Genomic DNA, 12,996 nt, shown 5'->3' with positions numbered 1-12,996 from the left:
GGCGGGGCCGCGGGGTCGGGGGGAGGGTGGGGGCATGGCGACGGATCATGGGCGGGTGCGGGCGAGTTACGACGTGGTGGCGGAGGAGTACCTGGCGCGGATCGGGGGTGAGCTGGCGGGCAAGGTGGTGGACCGGGCGCTGCTCGGGGCCGTGGTGGAGGAGGCGGACGGCGGGGTGGTGGCGGATCTGGGCTGCGGGCCCGGGCACGTGGCGGGGTGGCTGGCGGGGCGCGGGGCCGAGGTGGTCGGGGTGGACCTGTCGCCGCGGATGGTGGAGCTGGCCCGGCGCGAGCACCCCTCGCCGGAGTTCCGTACGGGAGACCTGCTGGCCCTGCCCGCGGCCGACGGCGAGTTCGCCGCGGCGGTGGCCCTGTACTCGGTGATCCACCTGGAGCCGGAGGACCTCGCGCCCGCGTTCGCCGAGATGCACCGGGTGCTGCGGCCGGGCGGGGTGCTGCTGGTCTCCTTCCATCTGGGCGAGGAGGTCCGGCGGATGGAGGAGTGGTGGGGCCACCGGGTGGACGTGGACTTCCACTTCCTCCGGAGCGAGGACGTCGCCGAGCGGCTCGCCGGGGCCGGATTCGCCGTGGAGGCGCGGTTGGAGCGGGAGGGGCTGGCGCAGGAGGCGCCCACCCGGCGGGGCTATCTGCTGGCGCGGCGGCCCCTGTGAGGACGCCCGGGCGGCACCTGGTTTTCGGCCAGCGTTTCCCGGGCGGTGTATCCGTTCGCCGGTAAGGCCAGGCATACTGGCGAGCACGGGCGCTAGCCCTCCCGCGACTCTAGACAAGAAGGGACCGGTGGCCAGGGATGCTGCGGAACGGTCTTGAGCCCTGGCACATCTTGGTGGTGCTGGCGGTCGTAGTGCTGCTGTTCGGTTCGAAGAAGCTGCCGGAGATGGCCCGTGGCCTCGGCAAGTCCATGCGCATCCTGAAGGCCGAGACCAAGGCCATGCGCGAGGACGAGACCCCGGCGGACGCCGGCACCGCGCAGAGCGCCGCCACGCCGCAGCCGGCCGCCGCCGCTCAGCCGGCTGTCGCGCCGACCAACGTGACCAAGGCTTCCGAGGCTCCGCACACCGAGAAGACGGTCTGAGTCACCCGGTTCCTCCCGTACGGCCCCCGGCACCCGCCGGGGGCCGTACGCGTTCCCGGCGCCGCTGTCCGAATGGCCGTCCGATCTGATCCGTTGTCTCCTGGTATGCACCCACAGGAGGAGCGGAACGGAGTCGCGGCATGCCGACCGACCAGCCGGGCAGCGCCGAGTCCGACGACCTGGCCGACCTGCGGGCGCGACTGGGCGCCGTCGAGGCGCACGCGGGGCGGCTCGCCCTGGCGCCCCCTCCTCGGCGCCACCTCGGGCGGGCCTCGCTCGCCACCGTCCTCATCCTGCTGGCCTGCCTGCTGACGCCGCTGAGCGCCGTCGCGCTCTGGGCCAAGTCGGAGATCGACGACTCCGGCCGGTACCTGGCGACGGTCGAGCCGCTGGCGAAGGACCCGGTGGTCAAGGCCGCCGTGGTCGACCGGGTGACCGCCGAGATCATGCGGCAGATCCCGGTCGACTCCCTGGTCGACGCCGTCGCCCCCGCCGACCAGCCGCTGCTGCGCACCCTGTTGGGCCAACTCGGCCAGACGCTCGCCAGCGGGCTCTCCGGCTTCGTCCGCACCGAGGTGCAGCAGCTCGTGGACAGCGACGCCTTCGCCGCGCTCTGGCGGCAGGTCAACCTGGACGCGCACGCCGCGATCGAGAAGATGCTCACCGGGCAGGGCGGCGGCGCCGTCGAGATCAGGAACGACACCGTGGTGCTCGACCTCGCGCCGGTGATCGCCCGGGTGAAGACCGACCTGGTCGACCGCGGCTTCGCACCGGCCTCCAAGATCCCGGAGGTGCACACCTCGTACACGCTGGTGCAGTCCGACGCCATCCCCAGGGTGCGCACCGGCGTCCGGCTGCTGGACCTCGCCGGGTTCTGGGTGCCGGTGCTGGCGGTGGCCTGCGCGGTCGGAGGGGTGCTGGCGGCGGTGCGCAGGCGCCGGGCCGCGGTGACGGCGGCCCTGGGGATGGCGGCGGGGGCGCTGCTGCTGGGCGCCGGGCTGAGCGTGTTCCGGGCGCTGTACCTGGACCGGCTGCCGGCCGGGGTGGACCAGGCCGCCGCGCAGGCGGTGTACGACGCGCTGGTGCGGTACCTGCGCTCGGCCGTCCGGGTGATCGTGGCGCTCGGCGTGGTGGTCGCGCTGGGCGCCTGGATCACCGGGGGCGGGCGCTGGGCGAGGGCCGTACGGCGCGGCTGGCGCGAGACGCTGGGCGCCCTGCGGGGGCTCGGCGGCCGGGCCGGGCTGCGGCTCGGACCGGTCGGGGGGTTCGTCCACCGCTGGAAGGTGGTGCTGAGCTGGGCGGCGGTGGCGGGTGCGGCGCTGGCCTTCGTGCTGTGGAGCTACCCGACGGTGCTGGTGACGCTCTGCCTGGCGCTGGTGCTGGTCGCGGTGCTGGCCCTGCTGGAGCTGCTGGACGCGCCCGAACGCCCGGCCGGAGCATCGCCCTGAGCGGGGCGCCGCCCGGCCGGCGACCGGGCGCGGGACGGCCGGGCGGTGTGCGGGCCCGCCCGCGCACCGACCTACGGACCGCCCTGTGGCTGCTCGGCGCCTGCACGGCGCTCGCGCTCGCGTACTCTCTGCTGCCCCTGCGGGTGCTCGGCCATCACCACCCGGTGCTCAGCTGGCTGGTGCTCGGCGCGGCGCTGGCCGGGCTGAGCGGGCTGCTGCTGGTGAAGATCGCGGGGGTGCTCCAGGGCTCGGAGCCCCGGCCGGTGGCCTGGCTGACCTTCCTGATCGTCCTCGCCGTGACGATCTTCGCCGCGGCCTACTACGTGTTCGCCTCGCAGCCCGGCCAGTTCCACGGCCTGCGCACCCGGCTCGACGCGGTCTACTTCACCGCTGTCACCCTGGCCACCATCGGCTACGGCGACATCACCCCGCTCGGCCAGGGGCCCCGGCTCCTGGTGATGCTGCAGATCGGGTACAGCATGGTGTTCATCGCGGCGGCCGCCGGAACGCTGTCGCGGACGATCCTGGCCGGGCTCTCCACGCACGGCCGCCGCAACGACTGACGCCGTCCACAGGCTGTGGACGGCGTCAGTCGTTCTGGAGGTCGGCGGCCGTGTGGAGGGTGCCGTAGAGGGCGGAGAGGCGGGCGTTCCAGTTGGCGGAGGTGGGGGCGTCGATGGCGTGCTTCTTGCCCAGGTCCTTGATCACCCTCTGGGCGTCCTTCAGCTGCTGGGCCGCGCCGTCCGGGTCGCCCTCGTTCACGCGCGCGGCGGTCTCGTCGAGGATCCGCAGCAGCTCGATCTGGCGGTCCCGCTCCTTGGTCACCTGCGTCTGGGCGACGGCCTGGCGGAAGGACTGGATCTGCACCGCCGCCGGCTGGTTGCGCGGGACGGCCTGGGTCGGCGCGGGGGCGGCCGGGGTGGCCGTGGTCGGGGCCTGGGTGGCGGGGGTGGTCGCGGCCGGGGCAGACTTCTGGGGAGCGGTGGCCGCGGGCTTGGCGACGGCGTTGCCGGCCGGCTCGTCGAAGGCGGTCAGCGCGATGGCCGCCACCCCGGCCAGGCCGGCCACGCCCAGCGCCCCGATCACCAGGGGCCTGCGGCGACGGCCGGTGGCGGGCGGCGACGGCACGGGCACGTACGCGGGGGCGGACGGCGGTGCGGACGGGACGGGGGCCATCACCGAGGTGGCCGCCGGGGGCTGGGGCGGGAGGAGGGTGGTGTGCTGCTGGTCGGGGTGCGCGGGGGGCACCGGAGGCAGCAGCTGGGTGGCGGCGGAGGTCGTCGCGAGCAGTTCGGCGGTCGGGTCGCCGACCATCAGCCCGGGCACCGTGGCGAGGAGTTCGGCCCGGGCGGCCGCGGCGTCCGCGGGGCGGGCGTCCGGGTCCTTGGCGAGCAGGCGCAGCACCGCGGCGTCCAGCGCGGGCGGCAGGCCCGGGCGCCGGACGGACGGGGGCACCGGGTGCTCGCTGACGTGCTTGAAGGCGATCGCGACGGGGGTCTCGGCGGTGAACGGGGTCTCGCCGGTGAGCATCTCGGTCAGCACGCAGCCGACCGCGTACAGGTCGGTGCGGCCGTCCAGGGCGGAAGCGGTGGCCTGCTCGGGCGAGAGGTAGGCGGCGGTGCCGAGCACGCTCGCGGTCTGGGTGAGGTTGCCGGAGGAGCCGGCGCGGGCGATGCCGAAGTCCACGACCTTCACGCCGCCGTCGTCGGTGATCATGATGTTGCCGGGCTTGATGTCGCGGTGCACCAGGCCCGCGGCGTGGGCGACGGCGAGCGCCTCGCAGACGGCCGCGGCGATGCCGACCGCGCGCTCCACGGGCAGCACCCGCTCCTGCGCCAGGACGGCGGCGAGGGAACGGCCGCTGACCAGCTCCATGACGATGAACGGGGTGCCCTGGTCCACGCCCGAGTCGAAGACCATGACGATCCGGGGGTGCGCCAGCATGGCGGCGTGCTGGGCCTCGCGGCTGAACCGCTCGGCGAAACGGGGGTCGTCGGCGAGGCCCCCGTTGAGGACCTTGACGGCCACCTGGCGGCCCAGCACGCGGTCGACGCCGCGCCAGACGGTGGCCATGCCGCCGACCCCGAGTATCTCGCCGAGCTCGTAACGCCCGTTCAGCGCTCGACCTGTCACCTGGGACTCCCCTCGCGATCGTGCAACCCGTGCACGATAGCGGGGCCTGCCGCCGGGGGGTGGCGGTCGGGGGACCGGGCAGCGGTCCCCCGGCCGCCGGCCGGGGGGTGCGGCCCGCCCTGACTGCGGGAGGGCGGGCCGCACGAATCCGGGCCCGTCGGCCCGGGGGCGCGTCCGGGGGGTGCGCCTTGCCGGGCCGGCCGGGGCCGGCCGGGTGGACGGCGGGCACGGGGGAGCCGACCGTCCACCCGGGGTCTTCGGGTGGGTGTTGCGGGTGGTTCGGTCCGGGTGGGCGACGAGCCCGGGGGGTTTCGCTCGCCGCCCACCCGGAGTTTCTGGGGTTACCCCGGGGCGCTCCGATCGTCCTGGGGCTCGGTCCTGGACGCGTGGGGCACCGGTGGCGTGGCCGTGGCGGGCTGGGCAGGGGCGGTCACGCCGTTCTTGCCCGGCTGCTTGCCGCCCTCGCCGCCGCCGGTGTTGGCGCCGCCGCCGTTCTGGCCGTTCTGGCCGTTCTGGCCGTTGCCGTGGTCCGGCCCGGTGGTGCCGTGTCCGGGGTCGCGGGGCTGGCCCGTGGCGCCCGTGCGGCCGCCGTCGCCCGCGCAGTACTCGGCGACCCTGCCCGCCGCGCCGGCGGCTTCGAGCAGCGCCCTGTACTGCGGCTCGACGGCCATCCGGTCGGGATTCTCACCCTTGCCCGTACGGTCGGTGAAGCCGCGGCAGAGCTGGGCCAGCGGTGCCGGGACCCCTCCGCCGCGCCCGTCCGCCGAGGGGATGCCGGGGTTCGGCACGGCGGACGGGCCGCCCGCCTGCGATCCGGCGGAGGGAGTGCCGGACTGGTGGGCGGACGCACCGGGGGACGGGATCCCGGTGACGGAGCCGGGCTTGGAGCCCGAGGTGGTGGCGCCCGGGGTGCCGTCCGTGCCCGTCAGGGTGTGGGCCGGTTCGGCTGGTTCACCACCACCCAGTGCAGGGAGGTTTCCGGTTCCGGCGGCGACCGCGACGCCGCAGAGTGCGGTGGCGCCGAGCACGGTGGCAGCGGCCTTCGCACTGAAGGCCCTGGCCAGCGCGGCGGTCGCCATCGATCGTCTCCGGACGGGTGTGGTCACTACGGGCTCGGACGCGAGACGGGCCGCCCGGAACGCGGCCAGCGCGGCCTCCTCCCCGGCCAGTTCCCCGGCCGTCGCCGGGGCGGCGGCCGCGGCCAGTACCCGGGCCACGGGCCCGGGACCGTCCGGTCCGGTGAGGGAGTCGCCCTGCCCGGCCGACGGGCCGCCCACGGCACCGCGGAGCAACTGCTCGGCGGCATCACGGTCGATCCGACGGGATCGGTTGGTGCTCATCTCATGTCCTTCAGCGTCGCGGCGCGGTGTTCCGTCACACCTGGGGCAGAACTTTTTTTCGCGGATCTCCGCAGGGGCTTCGCCGACCGGTCCGGGGCCTCCTGGGCAGTGCCGCCGCGGGCCGCCGGAATCCCGGCGGCGAGGGGCTGGTCGAGCAGCTTGGCGAGCCGGCGCAGTCCCCGGTGGGCGGCCATCCGGACGGTGCCGGCCCGTTTGCCGAGCACCTGGGCGGCGCTCTCGGCGTCCAGTTCCATGACCACTCTCAGCAGGACGGCCTCGGCCTGGTCGCGCGGCAGCCGGGAGATGAGCGCCAGCGCGTCGGCCGTGCCGACCGTGGTCAGGGCGGAGCGGGCGGTGTCGTCGCCGCCGGCCAGCTCGGCGAGGTACTCGAAGGGCAGGTCGGCGACGGGCCTGCGGCGGCGGGCCCGCAGGTGGTCCAGGGCGCGGTGCCGGGCGATGGTGGCGGCCCAGCCGCGGAAGCCGTCCCCGTCGCCGGAGAATCCGCCCAGGTCGCGGGCGATCTGCAGCCAGGTCTCCGAGGCGATGTCCTCGGCGTCCTGGGAGTCCTCGGGGCGGCCGCCGACCAGGACCCGCAGGTAGCGCAGCAGGCCCGGCTGGACGGCCCGGAAGAGCAGCCGGAACGCCTCCTCGCTGCCGTCCTGGGCGGCCCGGACGGCCTCCGTCAGCTCGGCGGGGTCGGGGGCCCGGCCCGGTGGCGGGCCTTCGGGCGGGACCGGGCCCGGCCGGCCGGCGGGGTCGCCTGGGCTGCCGGGGCCCGCTGCGGGGCGTTCTGCACTCTGCACCCGCCACATGATGCGCCATTCGGACGAACGGATCGGCGCCGGTCGCGGGAGTAGGGGGGTCCGGGAGACGGGAGGGGGCCCGCGTCCGCCGGGGCGGGCGGGCCGGACGAGCGGCGGCGGACGGGAGGGAAAGCGCAGGTCACCGGGGGTTTCACGGGCTCCCCCGTGACAGCTGTCATACGGATCGGGCAACGGACGGCACTGCTGCGGGAGGGGGTCGGCCGCGAAGACTGGAGGCACGCCGCAGGCCGGGCCCGCGGAAGTCAGCCGGGGAGGAAACCACCATGAGCCAGATGAGCCAGATGAGCCGGACCGCCACCGTCGGGACCGCCACCGTCCGGACCGCCACCGCCCCCACGACCGCCGCCGCGAAGGCGCCGAACCCGGTGGCCTCCGCGCTGCGCCCGCTCGCCCTCGACGTGGTCGCGCCGCTGGCCGGCTACTACCTGCTGCACTCGGCCTTCGGGATGAGCGAGTTCGCCGCACTGGCCTGGAGCAGCGTCGTCCCGGCCGGGCGGACGGTGCTCGGGCTGCTGGCCGAGCGCCGGGTCAACCTGTGGGCCGCGCTGATGCTCACGGTGAACCTGGCCGGGCTGGCGCTCACCTTCGTCACCGGCGACGCCCGGATGATGATCGCCAAGGACGGCGGGCTCAGCGGCACCGTGGCGCTGGCGATCCTGGCGTCGGCGCTGGTCGGGCGGCCGGTGATGACGCCGATGCTGATGCCGTTCGTGACCAAGGGCCGCCGGGACCTCTCCGCCGCCTGGCAGCGGCTGGCGGAGGGCCGGGCGGCGGGCTCGCGGGCCTTCCACCGGCACGAGCGGGTGTTCGCGGGCATCTGGGGCACCGCACTGCTGACCGAGTGCGCGGCCCGGGTGGTCGGCGCCTTCACCCTGCCGGTGTCGACCATGGCCTGGCTGTCGACGCTGTTCCTGGTCGGCGCGATCGTCGCCGGTTCGATGCTCGGCCAGATCGCCGTCGAACCGATGGCGGAGCTCGTCCGCGCCGAGGCCGGGACCCCGGACGCCGTCCGGGCAGGTCACTGACGGTGTGTCGAACAGGACGGAACCATCCGGACCACCCGGGAGTCGTTCCTGACAGTTCATAACAAGGGGGTAACGGGACCCCCGGTCGAGGAAACGGGGATTCCATGAGTCGGACGCACGCGCTGGCCGCCACCGAGGACCGCACCCTGGCGTGGGACGGCTGCCTGAACGTCCGGGACCTCGGGGGTCTGCCCACCGCCTCCGGGCGGCCGACGGCCCGGGGGGCGATCATCCGGGCGGACAACCTGGACCGCCTCACCGCCGAGGGCCGGGAATCCCTGCTGGAGTACGGGGTGCGCACCGTCGTCGACCTGCGGGACGCCTCGGAGTACAAGCCGCTGCTGCCGCTGCCCGAGGGCGTGGACCTGGCCCGCGTCCCGCTGGACGAGCTGGCCGGCGAAGCCTGGTGGGAGGCGTACGGCCGGCTGGACGGCACCCCGCTGGCCTTCGGCCCGTACCTGGAGCACTGCCCGCACGCCGCCGCCGCGCTGGTCTCCGCGATCGCCGGCGCCCGCCCGGGCCCGCTGGTGGTGCACTGCGGCGCCGGGCGCGACCGTACGGGCCTGGCCGCCCTGCTGCTGCTCTCGCTGGCCGGGGTGGCGCCGGCCGCGATCGTCGAGGACTACCTGCTGAGCGACCCGAACGTCCGCCCGCTCTACGGGATGCTGCGCCTGCAGGACCCGTACCGCCGGATCGACGCGGTGATGGCCGAGGCCGGGGCCGGCGCGGGGGACGTCGTCGCCGGTCTCCTGGACGGCTTCGACGCGGCGGGCTACCTGCTGGCCGCCGGGGCGAGCGCGGCGGAACTCTCCGCGGTGCGGGAGCGGCTGCTGCCGGTGCTGCCGGTCGGATGAGATGACTTCTCCTTAGCGTCAACTGATGGTTGACGATCCTCGGATCGACAACCTACGGTTGACGCATGGAGAATCTCGATCCGAGCACCACTCCCCTGCGCCTCGACGACCTGATCGCCGCGATCAAGAAGGTCAACACCGACGCGCTGGACCAGCTGTCGGACGCGGTCATCGCCGCGGACCACCTCGGCGAACTCGCCGACCACCTCATCGGCCACTTCGTCGACCAGGCCCGCCGCTCCGGCGCCTCCTGGACCGACATCGGCCGCAGCATGGGCGTCAGCAAGCAGGCCGCCCAGAAGCGCTTCGTCCCCAAGGACCCGGGCACCACCAACGACCTGGACATCAGCCAGGGGTTCAGCCGGTTCACCCCCCGGGCCCGGAAGGTCATCGTGGCCTCCCAGGAGGAGGCCAGGGCGGCCGGCAACGACGAGATCACCGCCGAACACATCACGCTCGGCCTGCTCTCCCAGCCGGAGGGCCTCGGGGCCAAGGCCCTCGCCGCGCAGGGGGTCGGGGCCCAGACCCTGCGCGAGGCCGTCGCCGGGGTGCTGCCCGCCCCCGTCGAGTCGGTGCCCGTGCTGATCCCGTACGACGCGCGGGGCAAGAAGGCCATCGAGCTGACCTTCCGGGAGGCGCTGCGCCTCGGGCACAACTACGTCGGCACCGAGCACCTGCTGCTCGCGCTGCTGGAGCTGGAGAACGGCGAGGGCGTGCTGAACGGGCTCAGGGTCGACAAGACCGAGACCGAGACCTTCGTCGCCGAGGCGCTCGCCGCGATCGCGGCCGCCTCCCGGGACGACGACCCGGCGGAGTAGCCCCCGCGTGAGCCCCGCGGTGTGAGCCCGGCGCACGGAAGCGGCCGGCCCCGGGCGGTGGTGTCGCCCGGGGCCGGCCGCGGTCCTCCGGCAGTGTCAGAAACCGGATACCTGGGTGGTGACGATCCGCACCAGGCCGTCCTCGAGGGCCTCCAGGGCGGCGCGCAGGCGCAGCGAGCGGGCCGGGCCGAGGAGTTCGAGCGCCTCGTCGAGCGTGGCCCAGCGGTGGTCGTCGAGCTCGCCGTCCGGGACGGTCACGGGGGTGCCGTCCGGGACGGTGCCGAAGTCGAACATGAAGTGCTCGGCGGGATGGTCGAGTTCGGCGGAGGGGTGGGTCCAGGAGATGGCGAGCAGGTCGCCGGCGTCCTTGACGATCCCCGTCTCCTCCTCCAACTCCCGCTTGGCGCACTCGACCGGGCCCTCGCCCCGGTCGATCGTGCCGCCCGGGAACTGCCAGAACTCGCGGTAGCCCGCCTTGACGATCAGGATGCGGCCCAACCCGTCGCGCAGCAGGCAGCCGGCGGCCGCGTAGATCCGGGGCAGGGACGCCAACCATTCCTCACGGGACTTCAAGGGCTCGGCCGTCACGACGGTCCTCCTGGGGCAGGGCGGGTACGGGCGGCACAACTCTGCCACCGCCCCCGGGCGGTGGCAGACCCGTGGGCCGTACAGCGGCCGGTCAGGCCAGGGAGGAGAGGTACTCGACCAGGCGGTCGAAGCTGGAGTTGAGGCCCGCCTCGGCCTCCGGGCCGCGGTACATCTCGGGCACGTCCTCCTGGTGCAGGACGAGCTCGGTGCGGCCGTCGCCGAGGTCCTTGAAGGTCATGGTGGAGCGCATGCCCACGGCCTCCTCCTTCAGGGCGATCAGCTCGTTGGGGACGAACTCGGTGATCACCATGCTCACCGGGAACGACTGGCCCCCCTCGTCCACGGTCATGGTGCTGTCGTAACGGCCGCCCACGCGCGGCTCGATGGTCACGGTGTCCAGGTCCACGTGGGTGCCGACCGGGCCCCAGAAGCGGACGAACTGCTCGGGCTCGACGTAGGCGCGGAAGACGGCCTCCGGGGCGGCCGGCAGCTCGCGGGTGATGGTCAGCTCGCCCAGGTTCTCGGTCATGGTGGTGTCCGTCCTCGTTCGTGTTCCGGCGCCTCGGTGGCGCGCTTTCACGGAGTAGGACCGCAGGTGCGGGCGGAACTCATCGCTCGGCGCGGGATTTCCTCGAAAAGATTTTCCGGCGGTGTCAGGGGCGAGCGATGAGAGCGGGCCGGGCGGACGGTCCAAGGGGTATGAACCTGACCCGAACCGCCGTGCCCGTACCCGCCCGCGCCCCCGCCGTCACCTGTGACCTGGGCGCGCTGACCGCCCCCGACCTGGCCGTCGTCGACGCGCTCGCCCGGCTGCGCCTGGCCGCCGGGCGGCACGGGGTGGGCGTGGTGCTGCTGAACGCGGGCGGCCCGCTGAGGGAGCTGCTCGCGTTCAGCGGGCTCGCGGCGCTGCTGCCGGGGCCGGCGGCCGTCGAGGACCTGCTCGCCCTGCCCGCCGTGGTCTCCGTACCCTCCGTGCCCTCCGTGCCCTCCGTGCCCGAGGGCCTACTCGGCTGCGGGGAGGCGGGGCGGCAGGCCGAACAGCGGGAACAGCACGTCCGTGTCGAGGAAGTTGGTGAGCCCGGTGATCCGGCCCTCTGACACCTCCGGCACGATCAGCGCCCACGGCTCGTGCCCGCCCCCGGGGCTCGGACGGTACTGGGCGAAGGCCGGGCCGCCGTTGGCCGTCACGGGAAGCAGCCGGGAGCCGCGGCAGCCGCAGCCCGGGCCGAGCATCCACGCCTCGATCTCGCCCCGGCCGCGCAGCCACATCGCGAACGGCGGCATGTTGAGCGTGACGTCCTCGTGCAGCAGCGCCGCCAGACCCTCCATGTCGTACGCCTCGAAGGCCCGGACGTAGCGGTCCAGCAGGGCGCGGTGGTCCTCGTCCAGCTCCCGGGCCGGGCGGGCGAACTCGCCCTCGGCGGCGAGGACGGCGCGAGCGCGCTGGAGCGCGCTGTTGACGGAGGCCACCGTGACGCCGAGCAGTTCGGCCACCTCGGCGGCCTTCCAGGCGAGCACCTCGCGCAGGATCAGCACGGCGCGCTGGCGGGGCGCGAGGCGCTGCAGCGCGGCGACGAAGGCCAGCTTCACCGACTCGCGCTGGGAGGCGACGTCCGCCGGGTCCCCCGTCTCGGGGAGCACCCGGCCGTCCGGCGCCGGGCCGATCCAGGTGACCTCGGGCAGCTGGGCGTCGCTCGCGGTGGCGACCGTCACCGGGCCGGCCAGGTCCATCGGGCGGGCCCGGCTGTTGCGGGCGTTCAGCGCGTCCAGGCAGACGTTGGTGGCGATGCGGTACAGCCAGGAGCGCAGGGCGGCGCGGCCCTCGAAGCCCTGGTGGTGGCGCCAGGCGCGGACCATCGTCTCCTGCACCGCGTCCTCGGCCTCGAAGACCGAGCCGAGCATGCGGTAGCAGTACCCCGTCAGCTCGGTGCGGTGCCGCTCGAGCTGGATCTCGACCGGCTCCTCGGTGATCACCTCGGACATCCTGCGCCCCCGTCGTACTCTCTCGTTCCGATCTGCCGGACGAACGTAGCGCACGGCACCGACAACGGCCCGAACGGGCGTCAGGGGCGGGGCGACCGGCGGGTTCCCGGCCGGCCCGCCCCTGACCTGAACGTGTCGGGACGCGTCAGGGCGCGCGTCAGTGGGCGGAGTGCTTCTCGGCGCCGCGGTGGCGGTGGCCCTTGAGTTCGGCGTGCATCGCCGGGGCCGCGTGCATCGCGGAGGTCGCCGTGTCGCGCCCGCCGTGGCGGAAGGCGTCGGCGCCGACCGGTCCGGCGGAGGCGTGGGCCCCGATGCCGGTGCCCGGCTGCGGTCCGAGCCTGCTGGGGGTGCTCGCCATGCCCCGGCGCTGCAGCAGGTCCTGGGTGCCCTGGCGGAGCTGGGCGGTGCTGCCCGGTGATCGTTTGGTCATCGTCGGCCTCCCTTCGGCGGGCGCCGGCCGGACGGAGGCGTCGGGCGGGGACCCGCACGGGCGTTATGTCCGGATTTTACCGAGCCGGGGCGCCCGTGCCACCCGAACGGCCCCAGGGGCCGGCCGTCAGCCCATGACCTCGTGGACGAAGCACCAACGCCAGTCCTCCCCCGGCTCGTACGAGCGGATCACCGGGTGGGAGCTGTCGTGGAAGTGGGCGGTGGCGTGGCGCTGCGGCGAGAAGTCGCAGCAGCCGATGTGGCCGCAGTCCAGGCAGATCCGCAGGTGCACCCAGTCCCGGCTGCCGTGGGCCAGGCAGTCGGCGCAGCCGTCGACGGGCGGGAGGGGATCGATGTTCCGGGGTGCCGCGGCGAGGTCTTCGCAGGCGCTCATGATCGACGAGGGTAGTGACGGCCGCCGCCCCGCCCGTTCACGACACGCCCTGCCTCGGCGGCATGACA

General features: G+C 74.7%; 16 protein-coding genes. 8 read left to right on the top strand and 8 right to left on the bottom strand.

The genetic code is table 11. The features are described from left to right. Positions 1-34 precede the first annotated feature (34 nt). The 4 genes from IH61_RS0122190 to IH61_RS0122175 all read left to right on the top strand — a co-directional run bounded on the left by IH61_RS0122190 (position 35) and on the right by IH61_RS0122175 (position 3,103). Positions 35-670: a class I SAM-dependent methyltransferase gene (locus IH61_RS0122190; protein ID WP_031072460.1), complete on the top strand. Its 636-nt coding sequence runs from the start codon at positions 35-37 to the stop codon at positions 668-670. Between the two features lie 137 nt (positions 671-807). Then, complete coding sequence (gene tatA, locus IH61_RS0122185; protein WP_031072458.1) at positions 808-1,092, top strand: Sec-independent protein translocase subunit TatA; 285 nt, start codon at positions 808-810, stop codon at positions 1,090-1,092. A 140-nt stretch (positions 1,093-1,232) separates the two neighbouring features. Beyond that, a complete protein-coding gene (locus IH61_RS0122180; protein ID WP_031072456.1) occupies positions 1,233-2,540 on the top strand; it encodes a hypothetical protein in 1,308 nt (435 codons plus the stop codon). A 47-nt stretch (positions 2,541-2,587) separates the two neighbouring features. After that, positions 2,588-3,103 (top strand): potassium channel family protein, encoded by a 516-nt coding sequence (locus IH61_RS0122175; protein ID WP_234327283.1) that lies wholly within the window; start codon positions 2,588-2,590, stop codon positions 3,101-3,103. Positions 3,104-3,128: 25 nt separating this feature from the next. Here IH61_RS0122175 and IH61_RS43110 read toward each other — a convergent pair whose 3' ends face one another. From IH61_RS43110 to IH61_RS0122160, 3 genes are all read right to left on the bottom strand, one after another. Next, positions 3,129-4,673 carry a protein kinase domain-containing protein gene (locus tag IH61_RS43110; protein ID WP_158845178.1) on the bottom strand — a complete coding sequence of 515 codons (1,545 nt, stop codon included), beginning with the start codon at positions 4,671-4,673 and terminating at the stop codon, positions 3,129-3,131. A 341-nt stretch (positions 4,674-5,014) separates the two neighbouring features. After that, positions 5,015-6,013: a hypothetical protein gene (locus IH61_RS43105; protein ID WP_051837675.1), complete on the bottom strand. Its 999-nt coding sequence runs from the start codon at positions 6,011-6,013 to the stop codon at positions 5,015-5,017. Beyond that, positions 6,010-6,825 carry an RNA polymerase sigma factor gene (locus tag IH61_RS0122160; RefSeq protein ID WP_078911301.1) on the bottom strand — a complete coding sequence of 272 codons (816 nt, stop codon included), beginning with the start codon at positions 6,823-6,825 and terminating at the stop codon, positions 6,010-6,012. The genes IH61_RS43105 and IH61_RS0122160 overlap by 4 nt, the downstream gene beginning before the upstream one ends. A 275-nt stretch (positions 6,826-7,100) precedes the next feature. Between IH61_RS0122160 and IH61_RS0122155 the strand changes: the two genes are divergently transcribed. The 3 genes from IH61_RS0122155 to IH61_RS0122145 all read left to right on the top strand — a co-directional run bounded on the left by IH61_RS0122155 (position 7,101) and on the right by IH61_RS0122145 (position 9,534). Further along, complete coding sequence (locus IH61_RS0122155) at positions 7,101-7,862, top strand: VC0807 family protein (protein ID WP_031072445.1); 762 nt, start codon at positions 7,101-7,103, stop codon at positions 7,860-7,862. A 104-nt stretch (positions 7,863-7,966) separates the two neighbouring features. Continuing rightward, the gene (locus tag IH61_RS0122150) at positions 7,967-8,716 is read left to right on the top strand and encodes a tyrosine-protein phosphatase (RefSeq protein ID WP_063763245.1); all 750 of its coding nucleotides are present in this window, start codon (positions 7,967-7,969) and stop codon (positions 8,714-8,716) included. 65 nt (positions 8,717-8,781) lie between these two features. Beyond that, a complete protein-coding gene (locus IH61_RS0122145; RefSeq protein WP_031072441.1) occupies positions 8,782-9,534 on the top strand; it encodes a Clp protease N-terminal domain-containing protein in 753 nt (250 codons plus the stop codon). Between the two features lie 96 nt (positions 9,535-9,630). On the opposite strand, the gene IH61_RS0122140 is transcribed toward IH61_RS0122145, so the two are convergent. Both IH61_RS0122140 and IH61_RS43100 read right to left on the bottom strand, forming a co-directional pair. Next, on the bottom strand, positions 9,631-10,122 hold the full coding sequence (locus IH61_RS0122140; RefSeq protein ID WP_051837673.1) for an NUDIX domain-containing protein: 492 nt from the start codon (positions 10,120-10,122) through the stop codon (positions 9,631-9,633). Positions 10,123-10,213: 91 nt separating this feature from the next. Continuing rightward, positions 10,214-10,651 (bottom strand): SRPBCC family protein, encoded by a 438-nt coding sequence (locus IH61_RS43100; protein WP_051837672.1) that lies wholly within the window; start codon positions 10,649-10,651, stop codon positions 10,214-10,216. A gap of 20 nt (positions 10,652-10,671) precedes the next feature. Between IH61_RS43100 and IH61_RS47095 the strand changes: the two genes are divergently transcribed. After that, entirely contained in the window at positions 10,672-11,220 is a 549-nt protein-coding gene (locus IH61_RS47095; RefSeq protein WP_324607614.1) for an STAS domain-containing protein, read from the top strand. Here the strand turns inward: IH61_RS47095 and IH61_RS0122130 are convergent. From IH61_RS0122130 to IH61_RS0122120, 3 genes are all read right to left on the bottom strand, one after another. Next, positions 11,125-12,105 carry a sigma-70 family RNA polymerase sigma factor gene (locus IH61_RS0122130; RefSeq protein WP_031072436.1) on the bottom strand — a complete coding sequence of 327 codons (981 nt, stop codon included), beginning with the start codon at positions 12,103-12,105 and terminating at the stop codon, positions 11,125-11,127. The two genes, IH61_RS47095 and IH61_RS0122130, sit on opposite strands and share 96 nt — an antisense overlap. 157 nt (positions 12,106-12,262) lie before the next feature. Then, the gene (locus IH61_RS0122125) at positions 12,263-12,535 is read right to left on the bottom strand and encodes a hypothetical protein (RefSeq protein WP_031072434.1); all 273 of its coding nucleotides are present in this window, start codon (positions 12,533-12,535) and stop codon (positions 12,263-12,265) included. A gap of 126 nt (positions 12,536-12,661) precedes the next feature. Further along, positions 12,662-12,928, bottom strand: coding sequence for a UBP-type zinc finger domain-containing protein (locus IH61_RS0122120; RefSeq protein ID WP_031072432.1), 267 nt, complete (start codon positions 12,926-12,928; stop codon positions 12,662-12,664). Positions 12,929-12,996: the final 68 nt, after the last annotated feature.

It is taken from the genome of Streptomyces sp. NRRL WC-3742 (assembly GCF_000720635.1).
Classification (GTDB): Bacteria; Actinomycetota; Actinomycetes; order Streptomycetales; family Streptomycetaceae; genus Kitasatospora.
Note: the sequence above shows the minus strand (reverse complement) of the source record. Positions and strands in the feature narration are given on the sequence as shown.

Coding starts and splice junctions, on each gene's coding strand:
- IH61_RS0122190 (WP_031072460.1), top strand. CDS start 35: ATGGCGACGGATCATGGGCGGGTGCGGGCGAGTTACGACGTGGTGGCG.
- tatA (WP_031072458.1), top strand. CDS start 808: ATGCTGCGGAACGGTCTTGAGCCCTGGCACATCTTGGTGGTGCTGGCG.
- IH61_RS0122180 (WP_031072456.1), top strand. CDS start 1,233: ATGCCGACCGACCAGCCGGGCAGCGCCGAGTCCGACGACCTGGCCGAC.
- IH61_RS43105 (WP_051837675.1), bottom strand. CDS start 6,013: ATGAGCACCAACCGATCCCGTCGGATCGACCGTGATGCCGCCGAGCAG.
- IH61_RS0122160 (WP_078911301.1), bottom strand. CDS start 6,825: ATGTGGCGGGTGCAGAGTGCAGAACGCCCCGCAGCGGGCCCCGGCAGC.
- IH61_RS0122155 (WP_031072445.1), top strand. CDS start 7,101: ATGAGCCAGATGAGCCAGATGAGCCGGACCGCCACCGTCGGGACCGCC.
- IH61_RS0122150 (WP_063763245.1), top strand. CDS start 7,967: ATGAGTCGGACGCACGCGCTGGCCGCCACCGAGGACCGCACCCTGGCG.
- IH61_RS0122145 (WP_031072441.1), top strand. CDS start 8,782: ATGGAGAATCTCGATCCGAGCACCACTCCCCTGCGCCTCGACGACCTG.
- IH61_RS43100 (WP_051837672.1), bottom strand. CDS start 10,651: ATGACCGAGAACCTGGGCGAGCTGACCATCACCCGCGAGCTGCCGGCC.
- IH61_RS0122130 (WP_031072436.1), bottom strand. CDS start 12,105: ATGTCCGAGGTGATCACCGAGGAGCCGGTCGAGATCCAGCTCGAGCGG.
- IH61_RS0122125 (WP_031072434.1), bottom strand. CDS start 12,535: ATGACCAAACGATCACCGGGCAGCACCGCCCAGCTCCGCCAGGGCACC.
- IH61_RS0122120 (WP_031072432.1), bottom strand. CDS start 12,928: ATGAGCGCCTGCGAAGACCTCGCCGCGGCACCCCGGAACATCGATCCC.